Raw genomic sequence first — 21,339 nt, 5'->3', positions numbered from 1 at the left:
TCAGTCGTAGGGCCAGATCTGCTGGCCCAGCGCCTCGATCGCGACCGAAATCCTCTCAAAACTGTCTGCCGCGCGCTTCACACTTGTACGCGCGCGCAGATATCCGTGAACGAGGCCCGGCTCGTTGATCCAATGCGCCTGGCCTCCGGCGGCGGAAATCTTGTCGCAATAAGCGGCGCCATCATCCCGCAGCGGATCACAATCTGCAGTCGCCACCACGGTCGGCGGAAGACCCGAGAAATCTGTGTCTTGAAGCGGCGCGAAGGTCGGATCATCTTGCGGGACAGTGCCACCGCAACGTACCTTTTCGTAGAAAACGATCTCATCCAGCGTCAAAAGCGGCGCGTGGGCGTGTTCGATATACGACCCGTTCGCGCTGTCGCCGCCCAAACCTGGGTAGATCAGCACCTGCCCCAGCACATTCTCCAACCGCCCTCGCCCATATTGGGCGACCGCTGCCGCCAGATTGCCACCGGCACTGTCACCCGCAAGGACAATAGGATCGCCAAACTCCTGCACGGCCCAGTTCGTAGCGGTCCAGCCGTCCTGAAACTGCGCAGGATGTACGTGTTCGGGGCACAGGCGATAGTCGACGGCCACGACCCGATACCCGGTTTGCGCGCAAATCTCGGCGCAGACGTCGTCGTGGCTGTCCAATCCGCCAACAACAAAACCGCCACCATGAAAATAGATGACGGTTCGTGTCGGGTGACCGGCATTGTAAACGCGGACAGGCACACCATCGGCCTGCCTGTCCTGTGTTTCGACCCCTTGTGGGCGGGGTTGGCGAAAGTCGCGACACATCGTGTCGTAGACCCGGCGCTGATCCTCGATCGTAAGGTCGACCGCATCATCCGGATAGCTTTCAGCCGTTCGTTTTATGAACGCCCAAGTCTCTTCATCAATCAGACGTTCATAATCCATGTTTCCTCCCGGTCAGGCAGCCCACTCCCACGGCCGGGTGAACGATCCCAGCACTTTGCTGACATCGTCCTCTGCGGAACCCTTCGCGTCAAGCTGCGCAACGAGTCCACGTTTCTTATCGTCGATGACCGAAATGACCCGTGCCTCAAGACCAGCCTCTTCCAACGCGCCGTTATAGATACGCGTGATCGCCTGTTTGCGGAGCTCAGGCTTAAAGACCTTACCGACAGCAGTTTTGGGCAGCTCGTCCAGAATGGTCATGTGCTTGGGTTGTGCCGCACGTTCATGGACATGCACATTGCAATACTCCATCAGCTCTTTCTCGGTCACCGAGGCGCCATCGACCAGTTCGACAAAGGCGCATGGCACCTCGCCCGAATAGGCGTCAGGCTGCCCGATGGCACCGGCAAACGCGACAGCATCGTGCCCCAGCAGAGCTTCTTCGATCTCGGCCGGGTCAATATTGTGACCGCCGCGAATGATCAGGTCCTTGGCACGGCCTGTGATCCACAGGTAGCCGTCCCCGTCAAAGCGTCCCAGATCACCTGTGCGCAGGTATTTGTCGGAGTGGTACAGATCTACGTTCTTGTCCGCCTCGGTATAGGTGTTACCGGCGAAAACGCCCGGGTTTGAAATGCAGATCTCACCAATTTCATCTGCGGCGCATTCCTTTGGTCCGTCCGGACCATCCTGCAGGATTTTCACATCTGTATAGGGGAACGGAATACCGATCGAGCCAATCTTCTTTTCCCCGTCCACCGGGTTGCAGGACACCAGACAGGTGGCCTCGGTTAGCCCATAGCCTTCTACGATGGTCACACCGGTCGCTTCTTCGAACCTGCGGAACAGTTCGACGGGCAAAGGCGCTGAACCTGAGAACGCCGTCTTCACGCTTGAGATGTCCGCATCTACGGGTCGCTGCATCTTGGCAGCAATCGCCGTGGGTACGGTGATGATGAACGTTACTTTCCAACGCTCGATCAATTTCCAGAAATTGTCGAAAACACCGTCGCCGCGATATCCCGCAGGCGTTGGGAATACCACATGGGCGCCTGACGACACAGCGGCCATCATGATCACGTGCACGGCAAAAACGTGGAACATCGGCAGCGGGCACATGATCACGTCTTCTTCGGAAAACAGCAGCGTGCTCCCAAGCCAGCCGTTGTAGATCAGGCCCGAGTATTTGTGCTGCGCCACCTTCGGCATACCGGTCGTGCCGCCGGTGTGGAAATAGCAGGCAACGCGATCTTCCTTGCTGTCTTCGAAAGTCAGCGTCGTTGGTTGCTTGGCCAGTTCTTTATTGAAGTTCTTATAGTCCGCATGGGCCAGTTTTTCCTTGTCGCCCATTTTGGGGCGCAGGAAAGGCACCAGCCAGGATTTCGGCGGCGTCAGATAACGGTTGAGGTCAATCTCGAGAATGGTTTTGACGTTGGGCGCGTGGCGCACCGCCTCTTCGACCTTTTGCGCCACATCCGTTTTGGGGAAGGACTTCAACGTCACAACCACTTTGGCACCGGTTTCGCGCAGGATTGCGGCGATCTGCTCGGGCTCTAGTAGCGGGTTGATCGGGTTCACGATCCCTGCGACTGCACCGCCCATCATGGTGACCAGCGTTTCGTTGCAGTTGGGCAGCACATATGCCACCACGTCTTTCTCACCGACACCCAAAGACCGGAACAGGTTCGCTGCCTGATTGACTTTGCCAAGCAGTTGCGACCACGTCAGAGTCTCGGCCTTGTCTGTCGGACCAGACATGAGCTGAAAGCTGACCGCACTACTGTTCGGAAATTTGCCTGCCGTGCGTGACAGCAACTGGTGGAAAGTGACCGGAACATCCCGATCCCCCCACGACATTTCCTGCTCCATTCTCGCCTTGTCTTGCAAACCCACAAAGGCCATGTGACTCCTCCCTGTTTTTCTCCCGCGTCTTGCGCGGTTTTTTCCAAAACAAGATGGAAGCAAAACCCCGCAGGTGCAAGCGACGGGTTAGAGGGGCCACGCCCAAATTTGTAGAATTACGCAGCGGCGTAAAACTGACTTCCCCGACGTCAGGCTATTCTGCCGCAACTCCGTCGGTGAATTGCAGGCGCGCCAGGCGAGCATACAAGCCATCCTGAACGACCAGATCCTCGTGCGTGCCTTGGGCCACGATCTGACCGGCTTCCATCACAACGATCCGATCCGCCTTTTTGACCGTCGCCAGACGGTGGGCCACGATCAGTGTGGTGCGCCCGGCGCGCATCTGGTCAACCGCGCCCTGAACCGCGCGTTCGCTTTCGGCATCCAAGGCCGAAGTCGCCTCGTCCAGCAGCAGAACCGGAGCATCACGCAAGATGGCGCGTGCAATCGCGATCCGCTGTTTCTGACCACCCGACAGCATCACACCGCGTTCCCCGACAAAACTGTCATAGCCTTCGGGTAGTTTCGAGATGAACTCATGTGCCGCAGCTGCGCGCGCGGCGGCCTCGACCTCTGCATCCGAGGCGTCCAGGCGCCCGAACCGGATATTCTCGCGGGCCGAGGCTGCAAAGATGATCGGATCCTGGGGCACCAATGCCATGTGCTGCCGGAAATCGGATCGGTCGAGGTCGCGCAGGTCAACGCCGTCCAGGCTGACATGACCTGCATCCGGATCGTAGAACCGCTGGATCATTTGAATCACTGTGGTTTTGCCTGCACCCGATGGACCAACGAAAGCCACGGTTTCACCCGGTTGGATCGACAGGGTCAGATGGTCCAGTGCCACAACATCCGGACGGGCCGGATAGTGGAAGATCACATCCTCAAAACGGATCTCGCCCCGAACAGGTGTAGGCAGCGATGCTGCCTTGTCCGGATCGATCACGGTATCCTGCGCATTCAGCAATTCCACCAGACGCTCGGTCGCGCCGGCTGCACGTTGCAGCTCGCTCCAAATCTCAGAGAGGGCGGCGACAGAGCCGGCCATGATGATTGAATAGATCACGAACTGGATCAGAACACCTTCGGTCATCACGCCGTTACGAACGTCGTTTGCCCCCATCCACAGCACGCCGACGATGCCCGAAAATACAAGGAAGATAACGATTACCGTCATCACGGCGCGCGTCTGAATACGCCGAAGAGAAACCGCATAAGAGGTTTCGGTCATATTGCCGAACTGCTGCCGGCTGGCTTTTTCATGCGTAAAGGCCTGAACGGTTTGAACCGCGCTCAGTGCCTCGCCTGCGTTACCCGACGAGGCCGCGATCCAGTCCTGATTTTCGCGGCTGAGGACCCGCAAACGACGCCCCAGAACAAGTATCGGCACCACCACAACCGGGATCAGCAAAAGCACCAAACCCGTTAGCTTGGCCGAGGTCAGCAGCATTAGAACCAAACCGCCTGCGAACAAAAGCATATTGCGCAAGGCAATGGATACGGACGATCCCAGCACAGACTGAATCAAGGTCGTGTCCGTGGTGATACGGCTGAGAACCTCGCCGGTCATGACCCGTTCGTAGAACTCGGGACTCATCCCAATAACGCGGTTAAACACGGCCTTGCGGATATCGGCCACGACGCGCTCACCCAACCGGGTCACCAGCGCATAGCGGACGCCAGTTCCCACCGCCAAAATCGCGGCAATGCCCAGTGCCGCCAGAAAGTACCAATCCAGCAGCTCACCATCTTCAATTCGGAAATTGTCGACTACTCGGCGTACCGCAAGCGGCAGGGTTAGCGTCATGCTGGCTGTCAACACCAGTGCCAGAACCGCACCTGTCATCAGGGCCCGATACGGCTTCATAAATGGCCAAAGAGACGACAGAACGCCTATCTTCCGCGATCCAGCACGCTCTTCCGTGGCACCGGGTGCAGGTTTGCCCTTAGGCGTGGCTGAGGCAGAGTTTGCCATAATTGGCCCTTACGTCTTTTTCGCACTTAAGTGTTCGCTTCTTGGCGGCCACGGCAAGCCGGGTCAAGAACCACAATATATGACCCCACATAAAAGGGCCATTTGACGCAGAATTTAAAGGCTGATTTGGAGCGGGCGGCGGGAATCGAACCCGCTTCATCAGCTTGGAAGGCAAGCATCTTAATCACTGCTTTAACAACTATTTCAATGCACTATTAGAATAAATATAGTCGTTTTGCAGGTTATATGTCGGAGAAAAATTCTTGGAGCGGGCGGCGGGAATCGAACCCGCTTCATCAGCTTGGAAGGCTGAGGTAATAGCCAGTATACGACGCCCGCTCAGCTCGAGCGGGTCTATTTCATCCCGAATTTGCGGTCAATAGAGGATTTGTTTTTTTTCAGACAACTGATCTTTGTTGAACAAAAAATCTGCAGCTGAATCGCAGGCAAGTTATGGAGTTTGGCCAAAAAGTAAGCTGTCAATTTTTTAATAGAACCAACGGAACAATCAAAGTGTCCCTGTTCCCATCGGAACTGTTCGAATGTCCCCATTGCGTACAGAACGGGCATTCGTCTTATTGGCGGCAAGGACTGCACTGAGCCCATTATGTGATTTTGATTTTTCGCTGCGCACACTCGCTGCGGATATTTTGCCGCATGGGAATCGGCCGTTGTACCGCGGCGCGGCGAGAAAACCGGCGTTCACACCTCGGGCGGCATTGTTGACCTGCCCAATTAGGGTTGGAGCTGACATTTAGAATGTTGAACTCCAATATCTGCTGCAACAACCCATAGCGGTATGCGCGGACACAAACGTCACAGGAAAGCCCTTTTTAAAAAGCGACGCATTCATTGGTTTGAGATAAACCGAGCTGTTGCGATGAGACTCATACAGCGCAAAGCAACGCTAAAGACCTTTCGTGAATTTTGTTCACCAACTGAGCCGGTTTATTGAATTTTCAACACAAGACAATTGCGCTTTATTGGTGTTGTTGAGGGGCGTAGATGGTTAGACGCACGCGAAGACAAGAGACATCAGAAACCGGATTGGAACCGGGCGCACTGCCTGCATTTCAGATTGGGGGTGCTTTGAGGCCGCTGTCGTCCTTGGAATTGGCAGCCATCGAAGCGCATGCCTATGACATTCTTTCGACAGTGGGTATGGTCGGCTTGCCGGCAGAGGCAACCGAACGGGCGATTGCTGCAGGGGCGTGGCGTCGCCCTGACGGACGCCTTTGTTTTTCAAATGAGATGATCAGAAATGCACTGTCTCGCGCTCCAAGAAAGATCACGTTACCGGGGTTCACTGCAGACAGGGATTTGCAGATCGGCGGCAGCCGGGTTCACATCGGGACCGGCGGAGCGGCGGTTCAGACTCTGGATGCCGCAACCGGCGCCTACAAGGACAGCTCACTAAGCGACCTCTACGATCTAATGCGCGTATTGGATGCATCGTCGAACATCCACTATGGTGTACGGCCCGTTGTTACCAGGGATTTGACCGACCCGTTCGAGCTGGACATCAACACCGCATTTGCCTGCCTCAAAGCCACTTCGAAACCAATTGGCATCAGCTTTTGCGAGCCTGACCACATCGACCCGATAGTTGAGTTGTTCGATATAGCGCTCGGCCACAAACATGCATTCCGGGAAAGACCGTTTTGCATGGCAGTGATTGTCCATGTGGTTCCCCCGCTGACCTATAGCGCCGAAGGAATACTGATGCTGGAGAAGGCCGTGAGAGCAGGCATGATCCCGCAGATTTGTTCGGCTGGCCAGGCAGGTGCGACAAGTCCGGTCACCTTGGCCGGCGCATTGGCACAGGGCTTGGCAGAGTCGCTCGCTGGCCTAGTGGTGGTTGACGGTATCCAGGCGGGTAGCCCGTGCATTTATGCGCTGATGCCCTTCATTTCCGACTTGCGCACCGGAGCCATGAGCGGTGGCAGCGGTGAAGCAGCGATCGCCAATGCTGCCGCGGCCCAGCTTCTGGCCCATATCGGCCTACCATCCACAGTCTCGGCGGGTATGACGGATTCCAAGATGGTGGATGCCCAAGCGGGCTATGAAAAAGGCTACACCGTCGCCCTGGCCGGACATGGCGGCGCCGACATGATCAACCTTTCCGTGGGGATGCTGGGCTCGATCATGGTGGCCAGCCCCGAAGCGATGGTGATCGACGACGACATGTGCGGGGCAATCCTGCGCAGCATCAGGGGAATTGAAGTGAGTGTGGAGACACTCGATCTGGACGCGGTGGAACGCGTCGTCACCCAGGACGGTCATTATCTGGGGGAACTCGAAACGCTCAAGCGCATGAAGTCAGACTATCACTATCCGGCTCTTGCCAATCGCCAAAGTGTCGATGACTGGGTTGCTGCAGGCCGTCTTTCGATCTGGGATCAGGCACGGACCCGCGTGACCGAGATACTGGCAGCACCGCATTCGGCACATCTTGATGCAGAGGCTGAAGCACGTATTCGAGCCAACTATCCCATCCATCTTCAGCCCTAAAGAGGAGCCGACATGCACGTCTTCAGAAGTATGGTCATCGACAGTGACATAAACAGAGTCTGGGCGGCCGTTCGCGCCTTTGACGGTGTAGTGCATTGGAATCCGGGCGTGGTAGGTGTTGGCCTGGAGAACGGATCACCGACCGCCACCGGCACCATCCGCAAACTGGACATCGCCGATGGCACAGTGTTCCGGGAAACCTTGTTGGCCCATTCTGATACCGATCATTCCTATACCTATGACATCCTCGAAAGTGCGCTTCCCGTGACCGGGTACGTGTCCACGCATCGATTCATTCCGATCACCCATACACGCCAAACTCTGGGCATCTGGGAAAGCCATTTCGACTGTGCCCCCGGGGTCGCTGATGAAATGGAAAAAACCGTCGGCGACGTGATCTATATCGGCGGCATGATCGGACTGAAGCAATTCCTGAAGGAGACTGAGAATGGCTGACACCCTTGCCCCTCGCGCCGTGATTGGCGTCATGACGCCTGCGATGAATACTGTCGTCCAGCCGGAGTTGGAATTGCTTCGACCGAAGGGTGTGACCAACCAGATGCAGCGCTTTCGTTTGGGGGGCGATGCGGTGTCGGATGACCTGCCCGACGAAGCGGCAAAGTTGATGGACTGTGCGCCGTCGGCAATCGCCGTCGGTCTGACAACCGACGCAGGGCTCGGTGGGCCGGACAAACTGAAGGCGCGGTGCGAAGATATCGCACAGCAGGTCGGCGTGCCGGTGATTGGCGCTTCGCAAGCCGATTATGCGGGGTTGCGCGCCCTTGGGGCGACACGTGTTGGCATTGTCACGCCGTTCAACGCTGAAGTCGATGCTGTGGTGAAAGCAAACACTGAAAACGCCGGGTTCGAGGTGGTCGCGATCAAGGGCACCGAAGCGCCCACGCTTCCTGCCATCTGTGAAACTCCGTTGGAGGATATCCGGTCCGTCTTTGCTGAGGTCGCTTCCTCGGATTGCGACGTTATCCTTCAGGTCGGGACCGCGCTGCCCGTGGTGGCCATGATCGGCGCGTTGGAAGACACCCACGGCAAGCCAATCGTGGCCTGCAATGCGGCGGTCTATTGGCATTCGCTGCGCGCCGTCGGCATAACCGATCCGATCACTGGTTTTGGAAGACTGTTGGAGTCGCACTGAATGCAAAGCCATGCAGAGGTTGTTGTCATTGGCGGAGGCGCAGTTGGTGCTTCCATCCTGTACCATCTGGCTAAGGCAGGCATCACCGATGCCGTTTTGCTTGAAAAGAATGAACTGACTGCGGGGTCGACGTGGCATGCCGCGGGCAATATTCCCACCTACGCTAACTCGTGGTTGGGCATGCGCGCCGGAAACTATGCCTGGCAGCTTTACAAGGAGCTTGCCAAAGACCCGGTCACGCCGATCACCTATCGGCATACATCCGCTATCTGGCCTGCTCACACGCCTGAGCGGATGCAACTATTCCAACACCTGTGCGGTGTGTCTCGATCGGCGGGGTTTGAACTGTCGATGCTGACGCCGTCGCAGATTGAAGAGATGCATCCTTATTGGCAGGCGGATGATACAATCCATGGTGGGATATTTGATCCCTATGAGGGCGACATCGATCCCAGTCAGTTGACCCAGGCACTAGCCAAACACGCCCGTGACTTGGGTGCAAAGGTTCATCGGTTCACGCCGGTCACAGGATTGCGACAGCATGCGTCGGGGGAATGGGTGGTTGAAACATCGACTGGCGCCATTGCCGCGGGAACCGTGATAAATGCGTCGGGCTCAAGCGGCGGACGGATTGCGGCAATGGCAGGGTTGCACGTGCCCGTCGTCACTCTTGAACACCAATATATGGTGACATCGCCTCTTGCGGTTCTCGGGAAGGACACCGACCCGTTTCCTTTGATCCGAGACCCCGACATGCGCTTTTACCTCAGGCGCGAACGAAACTCCTTGTTACTCGGGTCCTATGCCCACGAAGGCCGCCCTGTCTGGCAAGATGGGGTGCCCCAGGACTTTGACCATCAGTTGTTTGCAGATGATATCGACGGGATGATGGCGGTCTTCGAAGCGGCCTCAGTCCATGTGCCTCTGCTTGCCGAAGCGGGTGCCCAGCGTTTCGTTAATGGCCCGATCCCCTATTCGCCTGACGCACTTCCCCTTGTAGGGCCCGCCGCAGGTGTTCGAAACTTCTACCATGCGACAGGCGTTCAGATTGGCATCACGCATTCAGCGGCCATTGGCAAAGCCATGGCCGAATGGCTGACGACAGGCGAAACCGAATGGGATCTGTCCGCCTGGGATCCCCGCCGGTTCGGGTCATGGGCCACGCAAGACTATGCAGCGGCACGCGCGTCCGAGCATTATGACCTGCAATATGCGATCCCCTATCCTCATCGTCTTATGGATTCTGGGCGACCGCTCAACAAGACCTCGCTCTATAAGCAACTTGTCGAACAGGGCGCGGTCATGGGACAAATCGGCGGCTGGGAACGGGCATTCTGGTTCGATCTGGGCAAGACAAACGATCCAAGCGCTTTGAGCTTCGGACACGAGCCTTGGCAGGATGCCGTGCGGATTGAATGCGAAACGGTTCGTGATCGAGTCGGGATCATGGACCATGGCGGCTTCACAAAATTCACCCTGGATGGGCCCGACGCGGCCAAGGTGCTTGATAAAGTAGTCTGCGGAACGCTGCCGCCCGTCGGTCGGGTGCGTCTGTCCTATATGCTGACACCCAAGGGACACATATGGTCAGAAGCGACAATTGCCCGTTTGGCCGACGACAGATTTCTGCTGTGTGGCCCTACCCTGGCTGTTGATCGAGACTTCGACTGGATTGCGACCGCTTGCGGCGATGCCGACGTTCGTTTGACCAAGGGTTGCACTCGCGATGGCGCGCTTTTGGTGATGGGTCCGAAATCCCGCGATCTGTTGCAGGGCCTCACTGCCGATGACCTGAGCGCGGCCAATGCACCCTGGATGAGCCTGGCCGAAATCGAGATCGCAGGTATGCCGGTCACGGCCATGCGGGTCAGCTTCGTGGGCGAGTTGGGTTGGGAGCTACATGTCGCCTCGTCAGATCTGGTGGCCCTTTACGATGCGATCTGGACGGCGGGCAAGCCGCATGGCATCTGCAATTTCGGTTCTTACGCGCTTAATGCCATGCGCGTCGAAAAGGGGTATCACGGCTGGGGCGCGGACTTTGGCGTTGAATACACGCTGTTCGATGTTGGTCTTTCCAGGTTCGCGAACATGTCCAAGCCTTTCACCGGTCGACAGGCCGTTGAAGAACAGGCAATGCAGGAAGCTGCATGGGCCTTTATCGGGTTGGAGATCACCGATCTCGGGCCAGAGCCATTGCCATCCGACCCGATCATCCGAGAGGGGCGGGTCATCGGTTACTTGACGTCGGTCTCGATGGGCTATCGAACCGGCAAGTTGTTGGCGCTCGGCTATGTTGAAAATGGTTCGCTCGAGATGGGAGAGGACTGTTTGGTTCAGGCTTTCGGCGAGATGCGCGCGGCAACGCGTCATTCTCACCATGTGTACGATCCAAAAAACGAGAGGCTCCAGTCCTAACCGAACCCGCCGTTTGCCGAAGACCACCGCGCAAGAGCTTGGGCGACTTCCAGAATGGGGCCTGTGCCCCTGTCTTCGGATCGTATCATTGCGACCCAAGGCACCTCGATTCCGTCCTTGCCGACGCGCAGGCCGATTATACGTCCAGCTTCGATGGCCGGGCGCACGGCCCAGCCAGCAAGCACGCTGCTGCCCTGACCGGCGGCCACAAGCTCGACGATGGCTTCGGGCATCTCGACCGTTGTGGTCCAGCGTGGATAGCGCCCGGACGGGCGAAACAGCCGGGCAAATTCACGATCCGGCTCAGGGGTCAGGGCGTAAGTGATGAAGTCTTCCCCTTCGATGTCCTTGCCTTCGATATGAGTTTTTGCGGCAAGCGGGTGATCTGGTGCGAAGATGAACAGCAACTCGTCCCTGAACAGTGGAATGCAATGCGTTCCAATGGGCGTTGCCTCCTCTGACGTCACAATGATGTCGGCGTGCCTGTTTGCAAGTGCGCCAACAGGTTTGCGCGTCACGCTTGCCATGACCTGAAGCTCAATTCCCGGTAGCCGCGTTTGCAGATAGCGGATGAAATCGGGCAACCAATACGACGCGCTGTAGGTTTCGACCGCGATGCGCACGACATGCTCCACACCGCGGTCCATTCGCCGAACATCGCGCTCGGCCCGGTCCATTTCGGTCAGAACGCGATCCGCGACATCGGCAAGATATTCCGCCGCCGGGGTCATGCGCAGGCGCTTGTGGATGCGTGTAAATAGAACCAGATCCAACCGTCGTTCGGCTTCTTTGATGCGATGCGAAAGAGCCGACGAAGTGACCCCTAAAGCCTCGGCCGCATCGTTGACACGCCCGTGTTCGGCAATCGCGCGGATCATCTTCAGATGACGCAAATCAAGAAAGGGGCCTTCTGCCATTTGAACCTGAGCAGATTTCACATAACGGGTGATTTTCTTTATCGCTATTCATCATAGGTCAAGTCGAAACTTTGATCGAGTGAGACCGTCCGTTTTAAGCCTCGGACGAACATTCCAGCATCAACATGCTTGCGCCCTTTTCTCGGGCTGCGTGCGTGGCACAAAGATCCGTGCTACCAGCGTCGATGATGATGGAGCACAGGCGCTTATTCCTTTGCCCCATTCTGCGGTGCCCTGAACAGGTCTTTGCGCAGCGTCATCAGCGCGCCCGGATCGATCTTGGCTTGAATAATTGTTGTTTGTTCCGATGTAATTGCCTCTTGTAGGGCGGGGCCCATACCGCCGGGGCCGTCAACCCAGATGCCTTTGCCACCGCAGAGTTCGGCGAATTTGTCAAAGCGGGGGCTTTCAATTTCCGCGCCCAGAAGACGCCCGCCGTAAAACTCTTGCTGATAGGCTTTCTCAGCGCCCCATGCCTCGTTGTCGAGCACTACGATGGTGATCGGGAGCTTATGCGAAATGGCGGTTTGAATCTCGATCATAGTGTAGCCAACAGCACCGTCGCCCATGATCGCGACAACCGGGCGCTCAGGGGCGGCGGATTTGGCGCCGATTGCGGCGGCAAGACCAAAGCCGACAAGACCAAAATCCAGCGGTGTGATCAGTGACATTGGTTCGTAATGGGCCAGGCGATCCGCAGCCTGCAGGCAGGTGTTGCCGGTATCAAGTGTAACAATGGCGTCTTCAGGCAAGGCATTGCGCAGCTCTGCCAAAGCGCGGCGGGGGTGCAAGGGCAGCGTTTCGATTACGGCCTCTTTGGCCCGTTCAGCCCAAAGACTGTCCATATCCGCCTTGAAGCTCTCGCGCCATGCGTCGCATTTTGGCTTCCGGCCTGCCTCGGTCAGCGCTTCGGCCGTAAGGCGCGCGTCACCTTGAGCCGCGATTTCAGCAGGGAAATACCGACCAACGGCAGAGCCTTCGACATCAACATGCGCGATGCGAGTATCTGCACCGACGTAGTCGTTGGAATGGAAGGTGGAATTGAAGCCAAGGCGAGCGCCGATCACGACCATCACATCTGCTTCTCTCGTCAGACGGCTGGCCACGCGGTTGCCGCGCGGTCCGGCTTGTCCGGCAAACCAGGGGTGGCCATGGCGCATCACATCTGCATGGCCGGTCGAGGCCACAACGGGCACTTCAAGTGTTTCTACCAGCGCGGTCAGCGCGTCACGACCCGCGCCCCATTTGAAGCCACCTCCGGCAAAGATCACTGGGCGTTCTGCCCCGGCCAGCAACGCGGCAATGGTGGTGACGTCAGCAGGCGCGGCCGGACCCGGGCTCGCAATCCGTAGCGGTCTGGGATCAATGGCGGGGATTTCTTCAGCAAAAAGGTCGCGTGGGACATGCAGCACAACGGGGCCTCGGCGACCAGTGTTGGCCAGACGAATGGCATCCTCAAGCATTGGAGCCAGCCTCGAAGGATCAGTTACCATCACCGACCGCTTGCAGATCGGCGCAAAGACGGCGACCTGATCGACCTCTTGAAACGTGTCCTTGCATTGATCTGCACGGGTGATCGCACCCGCAATGACAACCATCGGAGAATAGGCTAGATGCGCCTCGGCCACGGCAGTCACGATATTCACCACGCCGGGACCGGCCTGCGCGCCTAAAACCACGCCTGGCTTGCCGGTCATACGCGCCCAAGCATCGGCCATGTGACCCGCCGCGCGTTCATCGCGCGCACCGACATAGGCAATCTCTCCGCCCTGATATATCGCGTCATAAAGTTCCAACATTGATCCACCCAAGAGGCCGAACACAGTGTCGATCCCATTGGCCTTCAAAACGCGATAGACGGCCTCGCCGCCGGATATGTTAGTCATCTCTCAGTCCTCGGCTCTTGGGCGCAGGTTGTCGGCATCAAACAGCGGGGCGTCATGTATCGTCACCGGATAAGCTTCATTCAAAATCTGAATCGTAAGATTTGCGCGCGGCGTCCCTTTCTTTACAAAGAGCCACCCGAGCGATTTGCCCACCGTGTAGCCGTAGCCACCCGACGTGGTCAGACCTACGATCCGGTCTTTCAACAAGACCGGCTCTCCGCCATGAACATCGAGACCGTCAGCATGAAGCTCTGCATAAAGCAGCTCCCATTCCGGATTACGGGCCAGCATCGCGTCCTTGCCGATGAATTCACGATCCTTGGCCACGATGAACCGCTCAAGCCCAACATCCAGCGGTCCGACGTCAGTCGTCATTTCACCGCTGGCGCGATAAGCTTTTTCCATCCGCAATCCGTTAAAAGCATAGGACCCCAGATCGGCCAGTCCAAACTTGGCACCTGCCTCGAACAGAGCGTCATAGATGTCTGCAATGCGCTCCAGTGGGGCGTGAAGTTCCCAGCCCAATTCGCCCACGAATGAAACGCGCAACGCATGGCAGGGCACCTGGGCGACCGTGATTTCCTGCCCTGAAAGCCATGGGAAAGCTGCATTGGACAGATCGGCCTCTGTCAGTTCAGACAAAATGCGCCGCGAAGCAGGGCCTGACATAGCCAGCATTCCCCAATCGGCGCTGTGATCAACAATCTGCACGTCTTCACCCGGCTGGATATGGCTTTGTATCCAGGCGAAATCCGGGTTAGCGCGAGTAATGGGGGAGCCTGTGAAATAGCGATCCTTATCAATACGCCAAATGGTGATCTCAGTCTCGAAACGGCCCTTCTCGGTCAACAAATGGTTGAGGCTCATCCGCCCGTCTTTGCGGGGGATACGGTTGGCAGACAAGCGATCCAGCAGTTTGCCCGCATCCTTGCCGGTGATCTCGAATTGGGCGAATGCGCAAAGGTCGATCACACTAGCGGCTTCTCGGGTAGCTTTTGCCTCGGCCAGCGCATTCTCATGCCAGGGCTGACGGCCCCAACCGATTTGCTCAACTTCACCGAGATCTCCGAAGTAAAGCGGACGCTCCCACCCTGCAATCTCAACAAACACCGCCCCTTTGGCAGCCAGCCGGTCATAGAGAGGATGCCGGTTCACCGGGCGCAAGCTATGGAACTGTTTTCCGGGGCACGGCGTGTCATGACGGCGCATGAATTCGTCTTTGGTGCGCTCAACGATGTAATGATCCGATGCAAAATCTCCGTAACGGCGGGGATCAAGGCTGCGTGTGTTGATCGAGGTTTCGCCATGCACCATCCAGTCGGCCAGTACTTTGCCAGCACCGCCGCCCCACGCAAGACCAATGGATGAGCCACAAGACAGCCAGACATTGGGCGCACCAGAAGGCCCGACCAGCATTCCTCCATCCGGCGTATGGGTGATCGCGCCGCGCACAACGCGTTTGATCCCAAGCTCGGCCAGGATCGGCATCTTTTCGAAAGCAACCATCAGGAAATCGCCAATCGAGTCGTAATCCGCAGCAAACAGCTCGTTCTCGGCAGCCCATGGCGCGCCTTCAGGCATTTCCCAAACGGTCGGGCACACATGGCCCTCGTAAATACCAATCAACCCGGATTTCTGTTCCTGCCGGATATAGCCACCATAAGAGTTGTCGCGCATCACCGGCAATTCCGGGCGGCCTTCGAATTCGGGCACTGTGTCGGTGACAAGGTAGTGATGTAGGCAAGAGACCGAGGGTATCTTGAGCCCGAACCATTCGCCGACCTGATTGGCGTAGGAACCGGCGGCAATCACGATATGCTCGGCCAATACGTCGCCCTTTTGGGTCTTGAGTAGCCACATATCGCCCCTGCGACTGGCGCCCAGAACCTGATTGTGCCGCTCGATCTTTGCCCCTCGTGCACGGGTAGCAGCGGCCAGTGCCATGGTCACTCCAGACGGGTCTATATGCCCATCCTCATAGGTTTGTACGGCAGCTTTTACATTATCTACATTGTAGAACGGGTTGCCTTTCGCAACCTCATCCGGCCCCACCAAATCCATCGGCAGATCCAGCAATCTGCCGACGCCCATGATCGACTTCATCCAGTCGACTTCATCATCGGTTGTGGCAATGCGGAACCCACCGACCTCATGCCAGCCGATGCTTTGCCCCGTTTCCAGCTCGACACGCTTGTAGGTCTCGATCGATGTCTTGTTGATCCAGCCTGCAACACGGCTGCCCACGGCATGGGCAATTTGCCCTGCTGCGTGCCATGTGGACCCGCTGGTCAGTTCAGCCTTTTCAAACAGGATCGTGTCGGTCCAGCCATTTTCAGCGAGTTGGAACTGAGCCGCAACGCCCATAATACCGCCGCCAATGATCGCAACGCGGGTCGTGCGTGTCGTCTGCGACATCAAAACGCCTCCTTGGCGGGTTGTAGCGAACATTTTGCGGAATAGCGGGTACAGGCGATTTCCACCTCGAACCCCGTCACAACGTCTTGCCCCGCAATCAGGTCCAACGGCGCGTTTATCATCGCCAGCGCAGCAGAGCGGCCAAAACGATAGCTCCACGCCGCAGAAGTTATCTGTCCAACGACGCGGCCATCATAATAAATCGGTTCATCATGAATCGGGATCGCGTTCGGGTCATCGAGCATAAGCGAAACGATCCGACGCTTGGGTTGACCGGCTTTAACCAGCGCCTCCTCACCCACAAAGCCGGTGCCAAAAGCACAGAACGCACCCAACCCTACCTCTTGCGGCGTTGTGCCCGGTGTCAATTCATGACCGAAGGCACGAAACCCACTTTCGATCCGCAAGCTGCCGCTGGCAAAGAGGCCTGCATGAGAGGCACCTGCCGCAACAAGCGCCTCATGCGCGGCCATGGCCATGTCAGCAGGAACATAAAGTTCATACCCTTCTTCACCGGTAAAGCTCAGACGACCAGCCCAACCGCGCGCCAACCCGATCTCGACCGGCGCAAAACCAAAGCGTTTGAGGTCAGGTACTGACGCATTGCTGGTGGCCTGCAATACGTCGTGCGCTTTAGCCCCGGCGAGGCCAATCACGGCATAGCCGCTTGTCACATCGGTAAACTCGACACGGAAGTCGCTTTTGGTGTCGTGCATACGTTTCATGACACGGACAACTTCGCCCGCGCCGACGATCATCAGATAAGTCGCCGAGCCATGACGTTGCACGGTCAGATCGCTTTCAACACCACCTCGCGCATTCAGGATTTGGGTATAGGCGATGCGCCCTTCGGCGATGTCCATCTGCGCGGCACATAGCCGGTTGAGAAAGGCGCAGGCGTCCGGCCCCTGTATCATGATCTTGCCAAAGGCGGATTGATCAAGAATGGCCGCGCCATTGCGGCAGGCGTCTACTTCCCGCTTCACCTGACCGCGCCATTTCGGTGCGGCGAAGGTGAGTGGCAGATGCGTTGCATCTCCACCAAAATGCACGGCGCGTTCCCAGCCCCCTCGCGCCTCAAAACGCGCACCCGCGGCCATCAGCCCCTGGTGAATTGGCGAGCGGCGCTGACCGCGCGCAGTGTCCATTGACCGACCTGGATAGGGATTGTCGTAGTGCCGACCCAGCACCTCGGGAATGCGGGCTTCTAGCGCGCCCAACACGTTCATTTCGGGACTGAAACGGCGTATGTCAGCTTCGTTCAGTTCCATCGTCGGCTCGCCCGCGATGATCCATTCTGCCATCGCCTTGCCCGCGCCACCAGCCAAAGCGATCCCGGTAGAGTTCATGCCCCCCACCAGGAAGAGACCCGGCACCTCAGGGCTTTCACCCAGCATGAACTGGCTGTCGAGTGTAAAGCTTTCGGGGCCGTTCAGCAGCATCCGCACTTCGGCGGTTTCCAGAGCGGGAATGCGGCGCAGCGCATTCTCCATCATCGGCATGAAGTGGTCCCAATCTTCATCCAGCAGATCGAATGAAAAATCCGCAGGCAGATCGCGCGTAGAAATGCCCTTGGCATGAGGCTCAAACGAGCCGACCAGCAAGCCCTCAACATCGTCGCGGGCATAAAGATAGGCGTCCTGATCGTTCAGCGTTGGCAGATGCACACCTTTGCCAAGCGCCTGTACCTCAGCCAGCGGCTTCGTCAGAATGTAGAAATGCTCGCAGGCATAAAGCGGCATATGCGCACCAGCCATTTCGGCCACTTCGCGCGACCAGAGACCGCTGGCGATCACGACCTCTTCAGCCTCAATCACGTACTCACCGATTTCGACGCCCGAGATGCGACCATCTTTCTTTTGCAACCCGGTCGCACGGGTGTCTTCGAAAAATTTCACACCGCGCGCCTTGGCTCCTTTGGACAAGGCAAGCGCCACATCAGACGGGTTCACGCGCCCATCAGCAGGCGACCAAACGGCACCGATCACGTCGTCCACTTCAATCAACGGCCAAAGTTCTTGTGCGTGGGCGGCATCGACCACCTCGGCCTCCAGCCCAAAAGCACGACCAAGCGATACCTGCCGTTTGATGTTGGTCAGCCGGTTCTCATTGGTTGCCAGCGTCAGCGAACCCGTTTGTGTCCAGCCAGTGGCCTGACCGGTCTCAACTTCCAACTCGCCGTAAAGGTCAATCGAGTAATTGATCAATTTCGTCAGCGTCGCCGACGGGCGCAAACGCCGAACCAGACCGGCGGCATGCCATGTGGTGCCTGACGTCAGTTTCGAACGTTCCAGCACCACGATATCTTTCCGCCCTTCGCGGGCAAGGTGATAGGCGATCGAACACCCGATAACGCCACCGCCGATGATGACGGTGCGGGCGGAGGACGGGAGGGTCATTGCAATGCTCCGTCGCGGATCATGTCCGACAAAGTGTCGTCAAAGGCCAAGAGCGCTTCATCAACCAGTTCGGGTGTATGCGCGGCTGAGGTCAAACCAGAAGTATAGGCCATCATATCCACGCCGCGCGTCAGCATGCCGTTGCGATAGGCTTTGACCAAGGGTTTCGGTAGCCCCCTAATTTTGGCAGGGCTAAGTCCATCCAGACTGGTACGGCCGAAAAACACGTGGAAAACCGAACTGTCGCCATAGGCAATGCCCGCGATACCCCGCCTCTTCATGGCGGCATTCATACCATCGCGCATGCGTGCGGCCATGGTATCGGCATGCGCCTGCGCCTCGCCGCTGGCCAAGAGCGAAGTCGCGGCACAGGCTGTAGCCGCAATCAGGGGCGAGCCGTTAAAAGTGCCCTTGTGGCTGACCGCAGGCCCAAACCCGCCTCGCACGGTTGCATTGTTCAAAAGCTCCATGATTTCGGCGCGACCACAAATCACGCCACCGGGCAAACCGCCTGTCGCGATTTTTGCCAAAGTGGTGAGGTCAGGTACGATCCCGTCGCGTGCCTGACGCCCACCAGGCGACCAGCGAAATCCGGTGATGATCTCATCAAAGATCAGCACAACACCAGCGGCACGCGCAACGTCGTGCAGCGCCATCAAGGTATCGGTGGCCAAGGGGACGCAGCCATAATTCGCGCCCGAGGCTTCAATGATTACCGTGCCAATACGGTCATCCCGTAGCGCGTCTTCCATAGCCTGAGGATCGGCTGCACAGATATGGATCAGATCGTTGATGGCATCCGGGATACCCAAAGACGGCGCCTGATCGCTGCCCGGCCTTGCCCCTTTCAATGCGTGATCATGCCAGCCATGGAAATGTCCCTCAACACGCAGCACGTGATCCTTGCCCGAATATGCCCTCCCAAGTCGCAGTGCCAGCATCGTGGATTCCGTACCCGATGCGGTGAAACGTGTGCGTTCGGCAGAAGGAATTAGCCGGTTGACCCACTCGGCCCACTCAATCTCCTGGGTGTGGCAGTCCGCGCTGAAAATCGAACGTTCGGCCTGTCTCTGCACCGCTTCGACAATTGCCGGGTGACAATGTCCTAACATCTGACTGGCGCTGCCCATTTTGAAATCAATATAGCGGCGTCCTTCAACGTCCCACTTTTCGGCACCTAGCGCGCGATCAATGAATATTGGGTGCGGATCACGAAATCGTAGCTCATGGCTGACACCACCTGGCAGGCTCGCGCGCGCGCGGGTGCTAAGATCTTGGTTCATCATTCCGGCCGTCCGATTTGTGCCCGTGTCAGGCGGATATCAAAATTCATCCTAAGCGTGCGATCCACTTCGTCCGGCAGGTGGCTGGGAAAATACGTACTCAGGATCTCTCTCGCCTTCTCCCGCGCAACGTCGCCAATCCGCTGAGCACCATCATCTTGCCAGTCGCGAGGCGCGCGCCGATCGCCGATCTCGGGATAGAAGTAATCTGACTTCATTCGGCCGAATGTGTGTTGCTCACCCAAATAATGCCCTTCACCCCGACAGACATCTGCGATGACATCAGCGGCGATATTTTCGGGTGTTGCTTCGACGCCGCGTACAGTGCGCAGGATGTTACCCAAAAGGTCATTGTCGCTGACATAGGCCGCGTGGCTCACCCCCAAAAGGCTCGACATCATACCGGCAGCCTGGGTAATGATATTTGACCCGGCATGCGCCGCCATTGTCACCGCCAGCGATTTTTCGGCCCCGTATTGGGCATCCAGCCGTTTTGCATCTGTGATCCCGGCAATCGAAGAGGTCGGCAAATCCCAACGCCGTCCCATCTGCGCCGCACCAGCCATCAGGATGGCCTGTTCGCCTCCGCCGCCGCTCATCGACCCGGTGCGCAGGTCGGCCACAAGGGGTTTAGGGGCAAAAATCGCCTTGACCTTTGGATCGACCAAACGCGCAAAGACCAGCCCAGCCAGCGTTTCCGCTACCGCCTGCACCAGCGATCCGGCAATCGTTGCCGGGCTGGTGGCCCCGGCCTGTCCGGCGCTGATCAGCTGCACCGGGAACCCGGCCTTGATTGCCAACTCCAGCACCTCACAGGCTTCTTCGGCAAAACGCATGGGCGGAACCACATGGCACACCATGATCGTTAGGAAGGGACGGGCACGAAATGCCTCTTCGCCACCGGCGATTTCATAGCAAAGCTTTGCAATACCGGCGACGTTCTGCGGCTCGGTAACCGAAATCGAAACGTGCTTGGACGTGCCCGTAAGACAGGCGTAAGCGGTGTTCAGATCCATCAACGCGTTGTCTTCGACATCGCGTGCCACAACCGATCGGCTAAAGTGGTGAATATTGTCCATCCGGTCCACGATCCGCGCTGCATCGTAGAGGTCCTGCAATGTCGAATCTCGATATTCATGAGTGTCGAGATCAAACACGCCAGGCGCCGCGCCGCCGGTAGACATATGCACGCGGGCGGCTTCAATCTTCAGGTCGTTCTCGGGACGCTGGCCACATAAGGTGAACCCCCGCTGCGCTCCGTCCATCGCCCATTTCACCAGCGCGCGCGGGAACAACAGCCGACCATCATCCGTCATGGCCCCGCCAGCAGCAGTGACTTTTTCGATCATCGAAGGAATGGCCTGACTAAGCCCTAGGTCTTCAAGAAGCTTATATGCGGCTTCTTCGACCATACTTTCTTCGTCAGGCAAGAGCGGTTTAAGACGCCCACCGATCACCCCTGGCCATACCGGTGGCTGCGGGCCAGTCTCCGAGACTTGCTTTAAGCGGTCTTTACGACCGCGCCGACGGTTTGCCATGGTCATCGATTCATGAGCTCA

The 21,339-nt window shown here is 57.7% G+C and carries 13 protein-coding genes and 1 tRNA gene; 4 read left to right on the top strand and 10 right to left on the bottom strand.

Features of this window, described 5'->3' with window-relative positions:
- From AC2FI8_RS06130 to AC2FI8_RS06115, 4 genes are all read right to left on the bottom strand, one after another.
- Nucleotides 1-924, bottom strand: coding sequence for an alpha/beta hydrolase (locus AC2FI8_RS06130; RefSeq protein ID WP_496777858.1), 924 nt, complete (start codon nt 922-924; stop codon nt 1-3).
- A gap of 12 nt (nt 925-936) precedes the next feature.
- Nucleotides 937-2,826, bottom strand: a complete 1,890-nt coding sequence (locus AC2FI8_RS06125) for an acyl-CoA synthetase (protein WP_496777856.1) — start codon at nt 2,824-2,826, stop codon at nt 937-939.
- A 154-nt stretch (nt 2,827-2,980) separates the two neighbouring features.
- Complete coding sequence (locus tag AC2FI8_RS06120; protein WP_496777854.1) at nt 2,981-4,801, bottom strand: ABC transporter transmembrane domain-containing protein; 1,821 nt, start codon at nt 4,799-4,801, stop codon at nt 2,981-2,983.
- Nucleotides 4,802-5,065: 264 nt separating this feature from the next.
- A tRNA-Gly gene (locus AC2FI8_RS06115) sits at nt 5,066-5,140 on the bottom strand.
- Between the two features lie 666 nt (nt 5,141-5,806).
- Here AC2FI8_RS06115 and AC2FI8_RS06110 point away from each other — a divergent pair.
- Genes AC2FI8_RS06110 through AC2FI8_RS06095 form a run of 4 tightly spaced genes read left to right on the top strand, consistent with a single transcriptional unit; the run spans nt 5,807 to nt 10,880 of the window.
- Nucleotides 5,807-7,312, top strand: coding sequence for a trimethylamine methyltransferase family protein (locus AC2FI8_RS06110; protein WP_496777849.1), 1,506 nt, complete (start codon nt 5,807-5,809; stop codon nt 7,310-7,312).
- Nucleotides 7,313-7,324: 12 nt separating this feature from the next.
- Complete coding sequence (locus AC2FI8_RS06105) at nt 7,325-7,768, top strand: SRPBCC family protein (protein ID WP_496777846.1); 444 nt, start codon at nt 7,325-7,327, stop codon at nt 7,766-7,768.
- Complete coding sequence (locus AC2FI8_RS06100) at nt 7,761-8,465, top strand: maleate cis-trans isomerase family protein (RefSeq protein ID WP_496777843.1); 705 nt, start codon at nt 7,761-7,763, stop codon at nt 8,463-8,465. The genes AC2FI8_RS06105 and AC2FI8_RS06100 overlap by 8 nt, the downstream gene beginning before the upstream one ends.
- Complete coding sequence (locus tag AC2FI8_RS06095; protein ID WP_496777840.1) at nt 8,466-10,880, top strand: GcvT family protein; 2,415 nt, start codon at nt 8,466-8,468, stop codon at nt 10,878-10,880.
- Here the strand turns inward: AC2FI8_RS06095 and AC2FI8_RS06090 are convergent.
- The 6 genes from AC2FI8_RS06090 to AC2FI8_RS06065 form a co-directional block, all read right to left on the bottom strand.
- On the bottom strand, nt 10,877-11,797 hold the full coding sequence (locus AC2FI8_RS06090; protein ID WP_496724186.1) for a LysR family transcriptional regulator: 921 nt from the start codon (nt 11,795-11,797) through the stop codon (nt 10,877-10,879). The two genes, AC2FI8_RS06095 and AC2FI8_RS06090, sit on opposite strands and share 4 nt — an antisense overlap.
- A 206-nt stretch (nt 11,798-12,003) precedes the next feature.
- The gene (locus tag AC2FI8_RS06085; RefSeq protein WP_496777838.1) at nt 12,004-13,683 is read right to left on the bottom strand and encodes a thiamine pyrophosphate-binding protein; all 1,680 of its coding nucleotides are present in this window, start codon (nt 13,681-13,683) and stop codon (nt 12,004-12,006) included.
- Between the two features lie 3 nt (nt 13,684-13,686).
- On the bottom strand, nt 13,687-16,098 hold the full coding sequence (locus AC2FI8_RS06080; protein ID WP_496777836.1) for an FAD-dependent oxidoreductase: 2,412 nt from the start codon (nt 16,096-16,098) through the stop codon (nt 13,687-13,689).
- Nucleotides 16,098-18,497, bottom strand: coding sequence for a GcvT family protein (locus tag AC2FI8_RS06075; RefSeq protein ID WP_496777834.1), 2,400 nt, complete (start codon nt 18,495-18,497; stop codon nt 16,098-16,100). The genes AC2FI8_RS06080 and AC2FI8_RS06075 overlap by 1 nt, the downstream gene beginning before the upstream one ends.
- Nucleotides 18,494-19,783, bottom strand: coding sequence for an aspartate aminotransferase family protein (locus tag AC2FI8_RS06070; protein ID WP_496777832.1), 1,290 nt, complete (start codon nt 19,781-19,783; stop codon nt 18,494-18,496). Before AC2FI8_RS06070 ends, AC2FI8_RS06075 begins: the two co-directional genes overlap by 4 nt.
- Nucleotides 19,780-21,318 carry a trimethylamine methyltransferase family protein gene (locus AC2FI8_RS06065; RefSeq protein ID WP_496777830.1) on the bottom strand — a complete coding sequence of 513 codons (1,539 nt, stop codon included), beginning with the start codon at nt 21,316-21,318 and terminating at the stop codon, nt 19,780-19,782. Before AC2FI8_RS06065 ends, AC2FI8_RS06070 begins: the two co-directional genes overlap by 4 nt.
- Nucleotides 21,319-21,339: the final 21 nt, after the last annotated feature.

The sequence above is a fragment of the Ruegeria sp. CDSB029 genome (assembly GCF_059611125.1).
The sequence above is the reverse complement of the archived record's forward strand: the minus strand, read 5'-3'. Positions and strand labels throughout refer to the sequence as shown.